The sequence below is a fragment of the Paenibacillus sp. FSL L8-0333 genome (assembly GCF_037965665.1).
Classification (GTDB): Bacteria; Bacillota; Bacilli; order Paenibacillales; family Paenibacillaceae; genus Paenibacillus_AQ; species Paenibacillus_AQ odorifer.
In genome coordinates, this window is sequence record NZ_CP150186.1 from 4034701 (window position 1) to 4051001 (window position 16301).

At 42.1% G+C, this 16301-nt stretch carries 9 protein-coding genes; all 9 read right to left on the reverse strand.

The window, feature by feature from the left end; genetic code table 11:
• Window positions 1-44: 44 nt before the first annotated feature.
• The 9 genes from NYE72_RS17985 to NYE72_RS18025 all read right to left on the reverse strand — a co-directional run bounded on the left by NYE72_RS17985 (window position 45) and on the right by NYE72_RS18025 (window position 16295).
• A complete protein-coding gene (locus NYE72_RS17985; protein ID WP_339210169.1) occupies window positions 45-5564 on the reverse strand; it encodes a discoidin domain-containing protein in 5520 nt (1839 codons plus the stop codon).
• A 31-nt stretch (window positions 5565-5595) separates the two neighbouring features.
• Window positions 5596-7032: a glycosyl hydrolase family 28 protein gene (locus NYE72_RS17990; protein WP_038571805.1), complete on the reverse strand. Its 1437-nt coding sequence runs from the start codon at window positions 7030-7032 to the stop codon at window positions 5596-5598.
• A gap of 107 nt (window positions 7033-7139) precedes the next feature.
• Window positions 7140-8726, reverse strand: coding sequence for an extracellular solute-binding protein (locus NYE72_RS17995; RefSeq protein WP_036688263.1), 1587 nt, complete (start codon window positions 8724-8726; stop codon window positions 7140-7142).
• 87 nt (window positions 8727-8813) lie between these two features.
• Window positions 8814-9677, reverse strand: coding sequence for a carbohydrate ABC transporter permease (locus NYE72_RS18000; RefSeq protein WP_036688266.1), 864 nt, complete (start codon window positions 9675-9677; stop codon window positions 8814-8816).
• Between the two features lie 30 nt (window positions 9678-9707).
• Window positions 9708-10682 carry an ABC transporter permease subunit gene (locus NYE72_RS18005; protein ID WP_036688267.1) on the reverse strand — a complete coding sequence of 325 codons (975 nt, stop codon included), beginning with the start codon at window positions 10680-10682 and terminating at the stop codon, window positions 9708-9710.
• Between the two features lie 195 nt (window positions 10683-10877).
• A complete protein-coding gene (locus NYE72_RS18010) occupies window positions 10878-13109 on the reverse strand; it encodes a helix-turn-helix domain-containing protein (RefSeq protein ID WP_076098947.1) in 2232 nt (743 codons plus the stop codon).
• A gap of 209 nt (window positions 13110-13318) precedes the next feature.
• Entirely contained in the window at window positions 13319-13936 is a 618-nt protein-coding gene (locus tag NYE72_RS18015) for a glycerol-3-phosphate acyltransferase (protein WP_038571813.1), read from the reverse strand.
• Window positions 13936-15027: a glycosyltransferase family 2 protein gene (locus tag NYE72_RS18020; RefSeq protein ID WP_076098946.1), complete on the reverse strand. Its 1092-nt coding sequence runs from the start codon at window positions 15025-15027 to the stop codon at window positions 13936-13938. The genes NYE72_RS18015 and NYE72_RS18020 overlap by 1 nt, the downstream gene beginning before the upstream one ends.
• 65 nt (window positions 15028-15092) lie before the next feature.
• Window positions 15093-16295: an MFS transporter gene (locus NYE72_RS18025; protein ID WP_038571815.1), complete on the reverse strand. Its 1203-nt coding sequence runs from the start codon at window positions 16293-16295 to the stop codon at window positions 15093-15095.
• Window positions 16296-16301: the final 6 nt, after the last annotated feature.

The window sequence follows — 16301 nt, forward strand, 5'->3', positions numbered from 1 at the left end:
GGTCATCCCGAAGAAAGGGCCTTCCTATTTCATCAGCTCTATGATCAGTTTCTTGGCTTGACAGTTACTGTGATTTTCTCACTAGATGTCTCGCCTGATGCATTGACTAATACTGCGTAATATTCATATACACCTGGTGCTTTATCTTTAAGTTTCGTAACTGTCATCTGAGCCGCAGGGGTAGCCGTGTTTAGTGTCTGGGTGTCGATCACTTCTCCATTCTCATACAAACGGTACTCAGTACCATTGGTTCCCCACCACATATTCATCATAACGTCATAAGTTCCATCCCCGCTCCAGTTGTCGTGGGATACTATAGGCTTACCCGGTGTTGCATCGGTAACAGTAAGGATAAGCGGATCGCATATCGTCGAGCCGAAGCTGTTGACCAGCTCGCAAGTGTACGTGTAGGTTCCATTTGTTTTGCCCACAATATCCGTACTCAATGTCTGCGCATTCGGTGAGCTGTCTGTCAGCATCTGGGTACTGATCAGCACATCGTTTTCATAGAGCTTAAATTCGGTACCGTTGTTCCCCCACCAAAGATTCATCGTGACGGCATAGTTGCCATCTCGAAGCCCGGTGTCATACCCATTATTGTCAGACAACACTGGCTTTCCAGGGGCTCCACCAGCAAGCGGAGTTGTAATCTGGAGCCATTGTGACCAACGGACTAGAACCTCTGCCTGCTCAGAAGTGAACACCTGATTGCTCTGGAAGTTCACTTCACTATTAAAAGCTTCCAACAAGCTGTGAACTTCTGCGCCAGCATACTGCTCAGCTTTTTCTTTTGCGTTACCCAGCTGCTGCAAAAGTGAGTTGGTTACGTTTTCTAAATCTGGAGCACCCGTCTCAGCTGCAAAAGTTTCGGTTAATGCCGACAAGCTGTCAAATGTCGCATATACACTAAACGAATGCTCTGCCAACCCGACATTGCCCGCCGCATCCTCGGCTTTCGCAGTTACACTATGAGTTCCTGGTTCCAGCGTATACGCCTTTACATCTGCGAGCGTTGAATCACATGGCGAATAAGTGATGCCTGATACAGTATCAGCTGCACTACAGGTGATGTTTAATGTCTGCTCTATGGTATAGGAAATCTCTCCGTTAATTACCACCTGTGGTGCGGTCCGATCAATCTTCACCACAGCAGTCTTCTGCGGCTGTTCCACATTACCCTCTCTATCAACGCTCCAATAAACTAACTTATGTGTTCCTTCATTGGACAAAATAACTGAATTCCCGGTTTGCTGCTCGCCATCGTTTACTGTGAAATAGGTTACCGCAACACCAGAGCCCGCATCTGTAGCTGTGAAGGTTACCAACGTATCCTTGTTAGTCCAACCTTGTGGCGCATCATCCATTGTCACCGGAGCTGTATGATCTGCCCCTTTTACTACACCATAAAAGCGTAATTCTGCCATGTTTCCAAACCAATTACTACTATTATAGATCCGGATATAACGATAGGCTTCTGCATTACTAATACTTAAGGTCTGCCAATCCATCGTTTTTCCTGCAGGAGAGGAGATTGTCGTCCAGCTTGTATTATCATTCGAACCCTGAACCACAGTCCCATTGATTCGTGTAAAATAATTATCTTGCCTGGAAAGCACCTCTGCCTTGGACAGCTGAACCCTATTCCCTTCTTTAAAATCAAACGTTATAAATCCTCCATATCCACTGCCATTTACCCGAAAATCCGTAATTGAGCCTGCATTTCCATCGAATAATGATCCCGCAACATTCCTGAGATCAGTGGATGTTCTCCCACTGGAATCACTTAAATTAGTAATCGCAAGCACATTACTAATCAACTCGGTCTCATCGGGAATGTACAGAGATGAACCATCTGTAGTTGATGTTTTTTCCGGCCCCTCGATTCCCTCCTTTGTCTTGTATTTAATACTAAAGTTCACAGGTCCAGGTTGTACGTTATTGCCCATCACCGCTTCAGCCGTCCAATTGATCTTATCGACAGTAGCAATGGTTGCGACTTGACCCTGAATATTGACATTCACTTGGTTTATTGCATCGCTTGCTTTAAAAGACAATTTCACCGTGTTCCCAGACACAATTCGTTTCTGGATACTTTGGTCGGAGCTAATGGACACCGCATCAAGCTTTGAATTGATTTTAACATCACCATACAAACGTAGTTCAGCCATGTTTCCATACCAGTTGTTTCCATTGGTGATGCGAATATAACGATAGGGTTCTGTGCTGTTAATCGTCAACGTCTGCCATTCCGGCGTATTCCAGGCTGCATTAGAGATCGTAGTCCACGTCACATTGTCGTTGGAGCCTTGCACCACTGTTCCATTAATTCTGCCCGCATAATTATCTTGCCTTCCGATTACTTCTACCCTAGACAGCAATGCCTGGCCACCTTCTTTAAAGTCAAAGGTTAGATAGGCACCATAACCACTGCCATTTAAACGAAAATCCGTGATAGAACCTAAATTATTATCAAATAAAACTTTTGCTGTTGCCAAAAGATCAGCCGGATTCCTTCCACTGGAATCGATTAGATTTGCTATCTCAAGCACATTAGCGACAAGCCCTGTCTGATCTGCAATGAATAAAGTAGAACCATCTGTTGTAAAAATAGTCTCTACAGCATCCTCTCCAGCTGCCGTTTTATAATTGATCTTAAATTTCACAGTACCTGATGGAACATTTTCATTCACCACAAGCTTAGCTGTCCAGTTGATATTGTCCACAGAACTGACTGCAACAGGTTGACCCTGTATATTGGCCGTGACATTATGGATCATTTCTGTAGACTTAAAGGATAATTGAATCGTATCCCCTGGAATAATCCGATTTTTTAAGCTTTGATCTGAGTGAATGGACACGGACTCTAATTGATTTACTGTCTCATACCGCTGGCCAAAGATTCTAAATTCAGCAATTTCCAGCATAGTACTCGAAGGCTTTATCATTTCCATTTTCAAAAATCGGAATTTTTCATGCTCCAGGCCTGCTTGAACCTCTAGTCTCTGCATCTCTTCAGTAACTGTTGTCAAACCGGGAGTTAAGCGGGTCCAATTTTCTTTGTCATTCGATCCGAACATTGCAACGCCGCCAATTCTCTCCGGAAAACTAGCTCTTACCTGAAGCTCAAAGCTTTCTGCTGATATTTGAAAATCCGGTCCTAAATCCATGTAATGCGCCCGATCCTGCGCTGTATAATACCCCACAAAACTATCATTTGTGTTGTCCAGCAGGTTCGGGACTGCATTACCAAAGGTTGAGCTGACAAACATATTCGTAAAATTAACACTTCCATCTTTCATTAAAGGCGTCAATTCTTTAAGACTTTGCACTGCAAGATTCAGGTCAAATAACTTCTGATAGAAGACCTCGTCAGTGACATTAGTAATTACATCCATTACCTCAGCATGCACTTGCTTATAGTGAGCTAACGTTGCCGAAATGTAAGGCACATCAGCATGATAAGGAGAAATGACAGCGTTGACGGCAGAATGCCGATCATTCGCTACTACAACAGTAACATCCTTGGTTGTAACCGAAGTGCCGTCTGAGGCACTCACTACAAAGGAGTACGTTCCCGCATGTGCTCCAGACCAAGAGAAAACACCTGAAGTTTCATTAAACAGTGCGCCCTCAGGTAATTGATCCGCTTGATAGGCAACAACATCCGTTGCACCTGCGTCTGTCGCAGAGAAATCAAATTGAATTGCCGCTGTAGATCCCTCATAGGTAAATAAAGATACCGGTGCCTTCCCTGATGTAAATACTGGAGGGGTAAGCTGTGCCCCAGCTTTTAAATTAATATGGTCAATATCGACTGTTGTCCCATTTCCTTTCACATTAAAATAGACAAGATCGCTGAAGCCTTGGAACTCATTGAACGCATACTGAATATACCTCCATTGCCCCTTTGTATCAGGCAGCGTAACGGTATCGCCAAACACCTCCATGGTTGCTATGCCAGTAGTCCGAATCTTAAAAGCAATGGTTCGTTCGCCGCTGCTTGCACCCACATAAGCAATTTTACTGCCCTCATCTGTTGCGGTAATCTCAACGTAAGTAGTGTCTCCTTCTTGTTTTGTGGTGGAGTGACTATCAAGCTTCGTATACCGGTCTTCTAGTTCTCTCAAATCTGGATTCGTTATCCCCTTCGGCAGATTGAGCGTACCCTCGCCCTCTGCTTCTTTAGGGATGTACAGCCAATAATCCCCGCCTCCATCCGGAGACTCCCAATAGAAAGGCAATCGCTTAGTAAACATCTCGCTAAAGTAAGGAGCTTCAACCTCCATATTTATTCCAGCTGAATATTTATAATAATAATAAAGGTCATAGACATTACCGCCAATTCTCCCCCTGTAACCGCCAGCCAAGTGTTTATAGATAATCGTTGGATTTCCATTTACATCTGTATGTGCCGCCACTGGAATCCATGGTGTATCATAGCCAATCATATACTGCGCAAAATAGTCGGCAGCTTTTAAAATCCGTTGATCTAGAAACTCATACGGACCCACCGCATTTGGCGTATTAGAAACAGTCCCCTCTACCGGATCTACCTTTGTTTCCTGAGCCAATAATAAACGTGATAAAATCTCTACATTCGTTATATCCCCAGCGCCATGCGCCTGATCTCTGCCCATTTCAACATGCTGAACTACGGGAGGATTAACTTTTTCCCCTGTTACAATATTTGTATCAACCCATCTGAATAATGCTTTTATCGCGCCATTTTGCCCCTGATCGACAGCGGTTTTATTGACGGTAAACCATTCAACTCCCTCATTGTACCTATCTTTATTTCCTGTAAAAATATAACCTGACATAGCTCCAAGCAGCGGATAAAGATGCTGGTTCATAAAACGATCATTGGTGTGTTGGAATATTTCAATAACCGGATTAATAAGATTATTCGTAAAATCAGCGACATCTTGTTCCGTCCATTTCAGCTCTTCAGTTTGAGTACTTGTGTACCTTAAGATTTCCGCCGCAGTAACCATTCGATTAAGCGGAATTCCTGTATGAATATGTGCATCATTAAAATACACGTATTTCTCAGGGTCCATCTGTGACCAAATCCGGATAATATGCATGGCATTAGCTCTGTAAACCTCATCACCCGATATTACATACAATAGAGCTTGTGTATAAGCCTTCAACCCATCCGCTATAAATCTTGAATTAAAGCCTTGGCTATTAAAAGCATCGCTCGCTGGTTTCAACGGATTCGCACCACTCTGATTGTTGGAAGTGACCGTTCTTGAAGCTGCCGGAGAGAGAAGCATCTGATTATAATAAGTGATCCAGGGTTCTTTTTGCGCCCGTACCTGTGTCCTAATATTCTCAAGAATATCCTTGGTCAGGCCAACACCCGGATGTTTGAATCCGCTTTCATCTATAACCTCATTAATGGCAGGTTGGTAATCCGTAATTATCGACAGCTCTGTCGATTCTACTGTGGCTCCTTCTGCTGATAAAGGCACTAGCGTTACCAACAAACTTAAAGAAACTGTGATCCTAAAAATACGTTTAAGCGATTTTCCAAAGAGTAGCACTTTAAGTGAATTCATTGTTCTCCTCCATTCATTTACATCCTCTGATTTAATGCAAATAAATACCGCTGGCAAATTCATTCACTACAAAATGTTTGTTATTCAGGTCGACAATAACCTCTCCATTAATCTGGAGATTATAAAAATAAATGTCCTTCACACCTCTTTCCTCGTCATAGCCGAATATACGGGAAGGATGGGTATTCTTCCCATTGTAGTGGATATCGCTAAATTCAATATTTTCGATACAGCGTCCTGGCACCGGATTATAGGTTTTATTCCACACCACGCGGACATCAAACAGCTGACCTAGTTCGAAATCCTCCACCCGGATATTTTTGAAAGTAACCTTACGAATGGTATTGTTGTCCCCTGCACAAATTGCCATAACGCCCCAATAATTTTCCTGCGGCTCGTGATGTTCAAGCACATCGATATTTTCGAACCAAATATTTTCTATAAAATCGCCATTATGTTGGTGATCACCATGAATACCGACATGTATGGCATGAGCGACGTCCGCCCAGAGTATGGAATCTTTAACCGTGATATGGCGTGTGTCTCCATAATACTCTCCACGACTGCCGTAAATGGCAATGCAATCATCAGAAGTTCTCAAGAACACATCATTAATATCCACATTTGAGCTAGCCATCATATCAATTCCATCACACCAGCCGCGTGTACTGAAAGCTTTGAAGTTATGAATGCGAATATGCTTAGACGCTCCGATATATATACTGTAATGCGGAGGATCAAGCGTGATGATCCCTTCGATCTCAATCTGTTCAGAATGCTGGATTTGAACGCCTCTTAAATAAGTGGTTTTCTCCATATCCGCCAAATACAGAACACCTCTGCCACGAACAACAACATTCTCAGCATGGTCAATCATTATGGATCCACAAAGGATCGCGCCTCCGGCAATATAAACGGTGGTCCCAGAAGGGATATGCAGCATTGGATTCTCGAATTGATGAAGCCCGGGCATAAAATATATCGTCTGACGCTCCCCGTTAGCCCTTTCTGACAAATGCTGAACTTGTTCTGCGATAGCCGCAAATTGATGTATTCCTGGTTGGACAAGCACTACATTATCATCGTCATGTCTAGGAGGGGCTGTCTCCAAGGGGTTGGCAAAAAGATGCAAGTTACTAAAACGTTCTCCATTGATTTCAATGGAAAGCTTACACGGGTGCTCCAATGTGAACAAAAGGGTATTCTCTTCGATTTGAAAGGAGATTTGGGATGCCAAAGGGCGAATAACCGCTTGTTCAATCTGTTGTTTTTTACAATGAACAGAGACCTCCACCGTGCCATCCATATCAAAATAAACCATCGATGTCGACCGAACCTGATGCATATCCACCTTTGCTTCAAAAACAAACAGAGATTGCCATACCCCACCAGGCTCTCTTACGCTTACTGTAAAATCGTCTTTCCCCAGGGCTTCATTCGGCTGCTCATAAATAATTAATTCGCTCATTTCAACCTCCGTTATCTTAGAATCAACTCTCTTAAGGGTTTAATAAATAGGCTGGAGCAAGCTTTTGCTCCAGCCTATCATCCAGTACTAATCAGCGGGCAACCGCTCTATTTACGATCCGCCAACACTTTATTTACTTCATCCGTTACTTCCTGACCTCCGGCTTTTAGCCAGCTATCCTTGAAATTATCAAAATCTTTACCCGTGTTCGCTTCTCCTGTAATCGCCTTGATAACAAACGTATCTTGTAACGTCTTCAGATTGCCCCAATACTTGGGTTTGCTTGTCAATACCGCTGGGCCTAGTACATCAAGCAATGGTGTAACACCTGGAGTGATCTTGTCTCTCAAATCTAGCAATTCTTGTTTTACCGTATGTTTTTCCATTGAAGTGTCTGTGGAGCTAAGTGGATTATAGAAATTGCCCGCTCCCATCTTCGGAGCACTAACCTCTTCATCCGCTTTTGGAATGGCAAGGTCCCCTTCCATATCATAGCTCACCCCCAATTGACCGAAACCTGTCAGCAGAAAACCTTCGGAATCCGTAGACACATATTCAAGAATTTCCATAATTTTATGGCGTTTTTTCTCATCCTTTTCGAGTTGAACACCGAACAATACTGGCGCCTGTCTTGCACCATACGCGAATGAATAAGCAACGCCATCTGGAGCTGTAAACGGCTTGCCAGGCACGAATATTTGACCTTTCTCTAGACCAGGTTTTGCGACAAACCCAGATTCTTTATAAAAATTGCCCCACTTCCCGTTATCCACCATACCCACTTTTTGATCAGCAAATTTAATATTGATTTCGTTATTATCACTAGTTATGAATTCAGGATCAATCAGACCCGCTTTGTACCATTTGCTCAATAACGCCAATGCTGATCGTGTCTCTTCTGTAACGCCTCCATAAACTACGTTCCCGGAAGCATCCTTCTTGAATTGATAAGGGGAAACAGCATAGGCTGAGAACACACTTGTGAACAATTGTTCTGGAAGCTTGCCGCGGCCGATTAAGCCGTAAGTATCTTTCTTCCCATTTTTGTCCGGATCTTCATTAACAAATTTGGTGAGTACATCTTCAAGCTCTTCCAATGTCTTGGGTGGTTCTGAGTAGCCAATATTTTTCAGCCACGCTTCATTATAGCCCGGAATAAATCCATCAAGACCACCTGGCCAAATTTTCGGGATCCCCCAGTTTTTTTCGTTGTATAAGCCTACGCCCCATGCCCCGGAATCAACGGAATCCAATGCTGCTGCATATTTCGGCATCAGGGATTCAATTTCAGCCTTATCAATTGTCGCAATGATCCCTTGATCTGCCCATTGCACCATATCCGTTTCGTTTGCATCGACCGGGAAGATATCAGGAATATCTCCAGAAGCTAGAAGCACCGAAAATTGTTCTTTCCAAGTTCCACGTTCCAATTTAATATTTTTGATTTTTACATTAAATTTCTTCTCTAGCTCGGTTTGCACATAGTTACCGTCTTCTTCTGGCGTATTAAAGTTGTTCGCCCAAATAATTTCAATCGGAGCTTCAGCTGCTGATGTCCCCCCTTGACCTTGATTCGTCGGCTTAGCTTCGTTAGTGCTATTATTCGCCGCATTCCCGCCACAACCACTCATGACAAGTGAAGCCGATAGGGCTATCGCAGCAATTTCCAACCATTTCTTGGATGTATGCCTCATATTCTTTTATTTCCTCCCTTTTCTTGTTCATCTATATATTTAGACAGCTCGCGGATATAGCGGACTGTTTAAACCATTCTGAGTCTTCTAACCCTTAAGTGATCCAACCATAATTCCTTTGACGAAGAAACGTTGCAGGAATGGATAGATCATTAATATAGGCAGCGCTGTAAACATAATAATAGCTGCTTTGACCATTTCAGGAGCCTGCTCATTAGTAGGAAGTGGTAACATCGGATCTCCTTCGGCTGAAATAACAAGCCGTCTTAAGAAGAGCTGCAGTACAATCTTTGATTGATCCTGCATATATAACATTGCATCAAACCAAGCGTTCCAGTGCCCTACTGCAGTCCATAGGGCTAATGTTGCTAGAACAGGCTTCGACAGCGGAATAACAATCGTAAATAAGATCCGCATATCATTAGCCCCATCTATTTTAGCTGAATCCTCCAGTTCCTCCGGTATACCCATAAAGAAATTTCGCAGGAGCAGAAGATTAAACGTGCTGAGCAGGCCGGGGACAATATAAACCCATAACGAATTTATAAGTCCCAGACTTTTGATTAGCAGATAGGTAGGGATAAGCCCGCCGCCAAAAAACATCGTTACAACAATGAACATTGTATAAAATCCCCGGTGCGGCAAATATTTGCGAGACAGCGGATATGCTCCCAGTGACAGAAACACCAGTGTCAGAGCCGTTCCTACAACTGTGCGAAAAACCGTATTCCCCATCGTTTGCCAGACCGTATCAGTTGTCAGTACACGCTTCCAAGCAAAGAAGGAAACTTCTTTAGGATAGAAATGAATTCCCGGCCGAAGGGCTTCCGCAGGTGTGCTAAATGATATAGAGAGCACATGCAAGAAGGGATAAATCATCGTAATACAAAGAATGATTACAAATAGGATTAGAAAGACTTGGAATACTTTTTCACCAGTGGATAGCTTCAATTGTAGTTACTCCTTCCTTACATTCATTCATTAATAAAGACCTTCCTGACCCATTTTTTTCGTTATGAAGTTTGCAAATAACACCAGGATAAGACCCACCACATTTTTAAATAATCCAACAGCCGTCGTTAGACTGAACTGAAAGTTTTGCAGACCTATCCGGTACACATAAGTATCTAACGTATCCGCCACTCCATATACTGCTGGTGAATAAAGTGTTAAGACTTGATCGAAGCCAGCATCCAGCACACTCCCTACCCGAAGAATAAGCAGAATTGCAATCACCGGCAGGATCGAAGGAATGGTGATAAATAACGTTTGTTTCCAGCGATTGGCTCCGTCCAGAACTGCAGCTTCGTACATTTGGGAATCAATGCTTGCTAATGCAGCTAAGTATATAATCGTTCCCCAGCCGATTTCCTTCCATATTCCTGACATAACGAGCGTAAAGCGGAAATATTTCTCGCTGCCTAAAAAGTAAATGGGATCAAAGCCGAGCCACTGAATAATATAATTGACCACACCCGAATTCGGAGATAACAAAGTGATCAATATCCCTCCAATAACGATCCAGGATAAGAAATGGGGTAAATAGGATATCGTCTGTGCAACCTTCTTGAAGAAGGAAAACCTAAGTTCGTTAAATAACAGAGCCAATATAATCGGTGCAGGAAAACCAAAAATGATATGGTAAAAACTGATAATAAGCGTGTTCTTAATAATTTTCCAAAAGTCAGGTGAAGCTGTGAACAAATATTCGAAATGCTTAAAGCCGACCCAAGGACTTCCCCAAATTCCATCACGAATAAAATAATCTTTAAAAGCCAGTTGAATGCCATACATCGGGCCATAAGCAAATACGGTATACCAGATGATCACGGGAGCTAGTAATAAGAATAAATATTTGTTTTTTTTGTATTGGCGCCAAGTATGTGTCCACCTCGAGACTTTCGGCTTAAGATTCTCTCCCTGTTTTTGAATGCCAGCAGTGCTTGCCGGGTTCATAGTTGTTTTCTCCTTCCGAATACGATTTTGCGTTAAGACTGTGTCTGAACACCCCTTACGTTAGGGCATTGTAAGCGCTTTTTCTATTGTAAATTCATTAAAATCAGTAGATTATCTTCGTATTGGGGCTATAATTTTTCAAACAAAAGAAAAGACAATCGCGAGACGATTGCCTTTTCCACATGGATTGGAGAATTATGCACTTGAATGGCTCGAATGGTTTGCATTGCCTGCATTCCTATACTGGACCGGTGTAACTCCGTAACGTGTTTTGAATTTGTTGTGAAAATATTGCGGGTTACGATAACCCACCTGAGCAGAAATCTCAGCCACGGACAGCTGCTTTTTTTCTCTTAATAAATCAGCCGCCTTCTCCAACCGCACTCGGGTTACATATTCAGTGAATGATTCATTCATAACGGTTCCAAACAAGGTAGAAATATACGATGGCGCCAACGAAGCAACCTCAGATAATTTATTTAGCGATAAATCCTCTTGAATATTATCATCGATAAAGATTTTTAATTTATGAATGATCTCCGTATGTGCGTGATTACCTGACTCTTGAATATAAGCTGTAATTTGTGCTGATAAATCACGAATGGAATCAAGTGTTTCGGCCAACGTTTCCTTTTTGAACTCATCGAACAGACTGGAAGGCGAAACGATTTGTTGCAGATCAAGCTCAATAATGGTCTGATACAGAACCGTAACCAACTGAAGCAAGCCTAACTCAACCGTCTCCAATTGGACATCACCTTTCTCCAGGACCCTCTGGAAATCGCCCATAAACCTGTTCATCGTAACGTCATTGCCTGCCTTTAATGCATTTTTATAAAGATCAAAAGAGAATAAGTGTGGCGTAACATCGTTGAGCGGGATATGTGAATACCGCACAATAGCTTCCGAACCATAGATAAACCGATAACGATAGGCATGTAAGGCATTTTGATACGAAAAGGGGATTTCTTCAGGTGCCTGAACCTTCGATCCAAGCGCTGCTCCAAAGTGTAGTTGCTCGGGTAACCCATTTTTTATAAGCTCCAGCTCCTTCAATAATAAAAGCTCCAGCTCTTCGGGATCCTTGTTCAACTCACTGAAATAGATAATCGCCGCTTCCTGCGTATTCAAGCTGACGAATTTATAAAAGCTATAGGCAGCATGCTGTTCATAAAAAGCCCTGAATTCCTCGCAATCTCCCTTGGTTATACGAATATAGCTAGTCATGTAATAACATTGCAAAGGTAAATAATCGTAGTAATCCGAGCCAACACCTGCACCTAATACCAGATTTTTTAGTTCATTCACTTTAGCTTTAGATTCTAAGGTTTCGATTTTTTGACCTAGCTTTGAGATTGTACTACCAATAATAGCAAACTCATTTTGCGAATAGTTTACGGTGCCTGGATGATAAAAGCTGCGAACATTGTTTACAAGCTTCTTCATAGGAACATATACACGTTTGGAGATCAAATAAGCGAATAGAAGCCCAATTAACAATACCAGGATACAGCTGATAAATATTTGACTCTTCAGCTGCTTTGATGAGGATACAAATGAATTCATAGGCCGTATTAATACGTATTTCCATTGATTATTCGAGGTTTGGTCATTTTTAAAAGACAGCACATATTTGTCGCGTTTATTATAATGAATTTCCTTATTATTCCCCGCTGACTCCATCCATTGCTTAGCAGTCTTAAGCCCCTCTTCGACGTTCGAGCCCGTATGGATAATAGGGCTGCCCTTTTCATCAAAAGCATATAGCTTTTCCATCGGCGAGCTCATCGTGCTGGAGATCATTTTATTGATGTATTCTAAGCTAACGTCAATATACATGGTTCCGGTTGATGTTTTTGATAAAGCACCGTAGGGAAGGGCGATTGCGTAAGTCAACACCTCTTCTTCATCCGATAACGTTCTATAAGTCCAGCGGTTTAAGGCTGGTGTAACTGATGTTTTCAAGAAGGAAGCATCTGGAGAATTGTCCAGCTTCGAATAAAACTGGCTGTTATCGATGATATAATTACCTTTCTCGAAGTATGTGGATATTTTGTAAACGCCTTCATTAGTAAGCTTGAAAATTTCGAGATCCTTGCGAAAAGCTAATATTCTGCTCGTATTACCTTCCCATTCACTGTCCAGTAAATAATTCAGCATAGATTGATTCTCTAACGACAAGGTAGACACTGCTCGGTTGCGGATACTGTTTTCGTATTTTTGCAGCAGTGTATTTTCCACAAAATCACTTGAAGTCATCAGTCGTTGCTTGCTGTCTCTGGCAATCTCATCCACCATTAAGCGATTAGCCTGAACATACAGATAACTGCCCACAAGTCCGATTAAAACAACGGCTAATAATGTGAATGAAAAAATCAGATGGGTAAACAATGTGCCTCCATTTCTTAGTCTGCCGCCGATCTTCATCACAAGCCCCCCTTTAGTTCATAACCCTATCTCTGTAACTTTCTAAATTGAAAGCATTTATAATTAAAGATACTAAAATGCACCAACTTTAGCCATTATAAAATCTTCTGTTTAAAGATAACGCATCTTTATAAAACCGAAAAAAACAGGCTTCCCCGAAATTAATCGCTGGAAACCTGTTTATTGACATATACGAGATAAAAGTAACTTCAATGCCCCCGCTCCCTTTTTAAATATTCCTTCACCCATGTAATCCATTCTAACCTGTGTGTATACACAAGGATTACAAAGCTCCCAAGCCATACCCATAGGATAGGAGCAGACCACTTACTGATGCACAAATAGACAAAAAGGAGCAGCATTCCGCTAACCACTTGCACACCATCCGAGACAAGTGAATTTCCTCTGCTTTTGTACCCGCTGCCGAGCACTTTCAACACTGCAAGGATGACCGCTAACGCTAAAGAGGCTTTGAATCCTGTCAATGCACTCCATACCCCAAAGGTTACGGCAATCGCCTTCCCTCCTTTTCCTTTAAGAAATGGAGAGAAGGCATGACCCGCAACAGGAGCTAAGGCAAGCGGAATAATGAAATAACCCTGACTATAATGGCTTCCCATTACCCATAAAAGAGGCAGATATCCTTTTAAAAAATCCAACAACACCCCAAAAATTCCGAATTTATACCCAGATGACTTCCAGAGATTCAAAGCCCCCGGATTACCGTCGCCTATGACCTTTAAATTATTTTTACGCGCTAACCCAAGCCAATAGGAAAACATAAGAGATCCCGACAAAAATAAACCCGCGACCCACAATATGATCATTAGTCCCTATGTCCTCCCACCTGGATATGCCTTCCTTTCCAGCTTACATGCCTCAGAAAAACGACCTGATATATCGAATAAAGCATAATCAAGATAAAGAAAAGAGTAGCAACCACGTGAAATACTGGAATGACGATGCCAAAAACCCCTACATATTTAATAAAATAAAAGAGCTGGAACATATAAAGGAGATAACCAAAAAGTAACGGCAATCCCCAAGAAGTATTCGCAAAAATAAACACAGTTTCTGAGATGATGAGCCCGACCACCCAAAGTGCAATTGGAATAATCGTCCGCGGGCTTAACGTTGAGGTGCTTAAGACAGCCCCTTTACTGAAGCCTTCAATTTCACTTTTTATCCCCTTCGGATACATACGAAAAGATACTAAGCCATACCCGATAAAATTTCTAATGGGAACACTTGCCGCGATAAACTTCTCTCCTAAAGACAAATCATCCAGCACTTCAGATCTAATGCTTTGATGGCCATTAACCTTTTCATAATCCTGCCTTAAAGCTAGAATACACGAACCGTATAATCCTTTTTTGGCGTTATTCTTTTCAAAAACGGAGGTGAATGTGAAGATCCCCAGCATATTCATAATTAAGGCAAGTTTCTCAAACAGCTTTTCTGTATGATGAAAAGGAACTACCGAAATGACACCTTTCGATAGCTCCCTTGCTTTTAATAATGAGGCCAGAGCGTTAGGCTTTAACCGGATATCTGCATCCAGAAAAGCAAAAATATCGCCCGAGGCTTGCAAATATCCATTCCATACTGCCCAGCTCTTGCCCGTCCATCCCTCAGGGAGACTGCTATTTGCAATAACCTTAACTCCATAGCTTTCGGCAATTTCCTTGGTCCGATCCTCCGAGAAGTCATCCACAACAATAATTTCATAGGGGGTAATGGTTTGGAGCTGGAGTGAGTCGAGCAGAAAACGCAAATTATATTCTTCATTCCTTGCGGGGATGATGATGGACAATTTCTCCGGTCCTTGAAAATATTCTTGATCAGCGGCCAATATATTCTTTCTAAACAATATAAAACCGGAGAGACATCCAACACCTATAATAATTAACAACCACATGTACAGCTCCCCCCTCCTATAGCTATATATATGAAGGGTTAGTCCGTAATATATTCAATTCAAATTTAACCGACATTTACTTTTGCTGAGTAATGATTAAGCTTTTCTGTACACAAGAGCATAACGATGGCAAAAAAAACGATCATCGCAGGAAAAATACCCAGCGTGAATTTCGAAGCTAATAAGCCGATAAAAGGCGGCATCAGCGTGGTGCCGGTATAAGCTGTTGCCATCTGAAAGCCCATAATTGACTGAGCATGTCTCTTCCCGAATCGTACAGGGGTTTCATGTAGCATACACGGAAAAATGGGGGCTAACCCTAAACCTATAATCATAAATCCTACAAGTGAAACTATAGTTGGAAGCGGCAATACTAACAGCACCGTACCGATTAAAGCAATGAGTTGACCATATCGAATTAGCTGTTTATTACTCATTTTAAAAGTAATGAAACCCGTCACCATTCTACCAAAGGTAATCCCTAGATAAAAAAACGATACCCATGTCGCTGCAGTTGATGCAGGAATATCTTTAATGTTTACAAGAAAGCTGCTCCCCCATAACCCCATACTCGTTTCTATGGCAGAATAAAATAAAAAGGTTAACATCGCTAGCTTTACCCCTCTTAATTTCCAAGGTTTTGTGTTCTCTCCGGCATGCTCTAGCTCCGGATGATTGAACTCGGGATCACTTTCAGCATTCGGGTGGTTATTACTCCCAGCCACTCTATCCCATAAAGGCAGTGTAACGAATAGAATAATGACTAAGCTCAATTGTATGTAAGCAACCGTAAGATAACCTTGCCGCCATAGACCTTCACCAGAGATAAAAGAGCCCATAATAATAGGACCCAGCGTGGCGCCCACTCCCCAGAAACAATGTAACCAACTCATATGATGGGCTTTATAGTGCGTAGCAACATAACTATTTAATCCGGCATCTACAGATCCCGCACCTAAACCGAGTGGAATCGCAGCAACAATTAACCACACTAACGAAGGTGACCATGCAAAACCAAGCAACGCTACAGCAGTCATGATGCAGCTAACAAGAGTCACTTTCCCCGTACCAAAACGTTTAAGGATAATGCCACTCATCAAACTGGACACTATTGTGCCTACTGCAATGACCATCGAAAGAATTCCAGCCGTACCTAATGAAGCATTTAAGTCCATTCTCATCACTGGCCAAGCGGATCCAAGCAATGAATCTGGCAAGCCTAAACTAATAAAGGCTAAATAAATAATAATAAGAAAAAAAGTTGCCATAGTTAT

Bases quoted from the DNA above. Each gene is read 5' to 3' on its own strand.
- NYE72_RS17985 (WP_339210169.1), bottom strand. From the start codon at position 5,564: ATGAATTCACTTAAAGTGCTACTCTTTGGAAAATCGCTTAAACGTATT.
- NYE72_RS17990 (WP_038571805.1), bottom strand. From the start codon at position 7,032: ATGAGCGAATTAATTATTTATGAGCAGCCGAATGAAGCCCTGGGGAAA.
- NYE72_RS17995 (WP_036688263.1), bottom strand. From the start codon at position 8,726: ATGAGGCATACATCCAAGAAATGGTTGGAAATTGCTGCGATAGCCCTA.
- NYE72_RS18005 (WP_036688267.1), bottom strand. From the start codon at position 10,682: ATGAACCCGGCAAGCACTGCTGGCATTCAAAAACAGGGAGAGAATCTT.
- NYE72_RS18010 (WP_076098947.1), bottom strand. From the start codon at position 13,109: ATGAAGATCGGCGGCAGACTAAGAAATGGAGGCACATTGTTTACCCAT.
- NYE72_RS18015 (WP_038571813.1), bottom strand. From the start codon at position 13,936: ATGATCATATTGTGGGTCGCGGGTTTATTTTTGTCGGGATCTCTTATG.
- NYE72_RS18020 (WP_076098946.1), bottom strand. From the start codon at position 15,027: ATGTGGTTGTTAATTATTATAGGTGTTGGATGTCTCTCCGGTTTTATA.
- NYE72_RS18025 (WP_038571815.1), bottom strand. From the start codon at position 16,295: ATGGCAACTTTTTTTCTTATTATTATTTATTTAGCCTTTATTAGTTTA.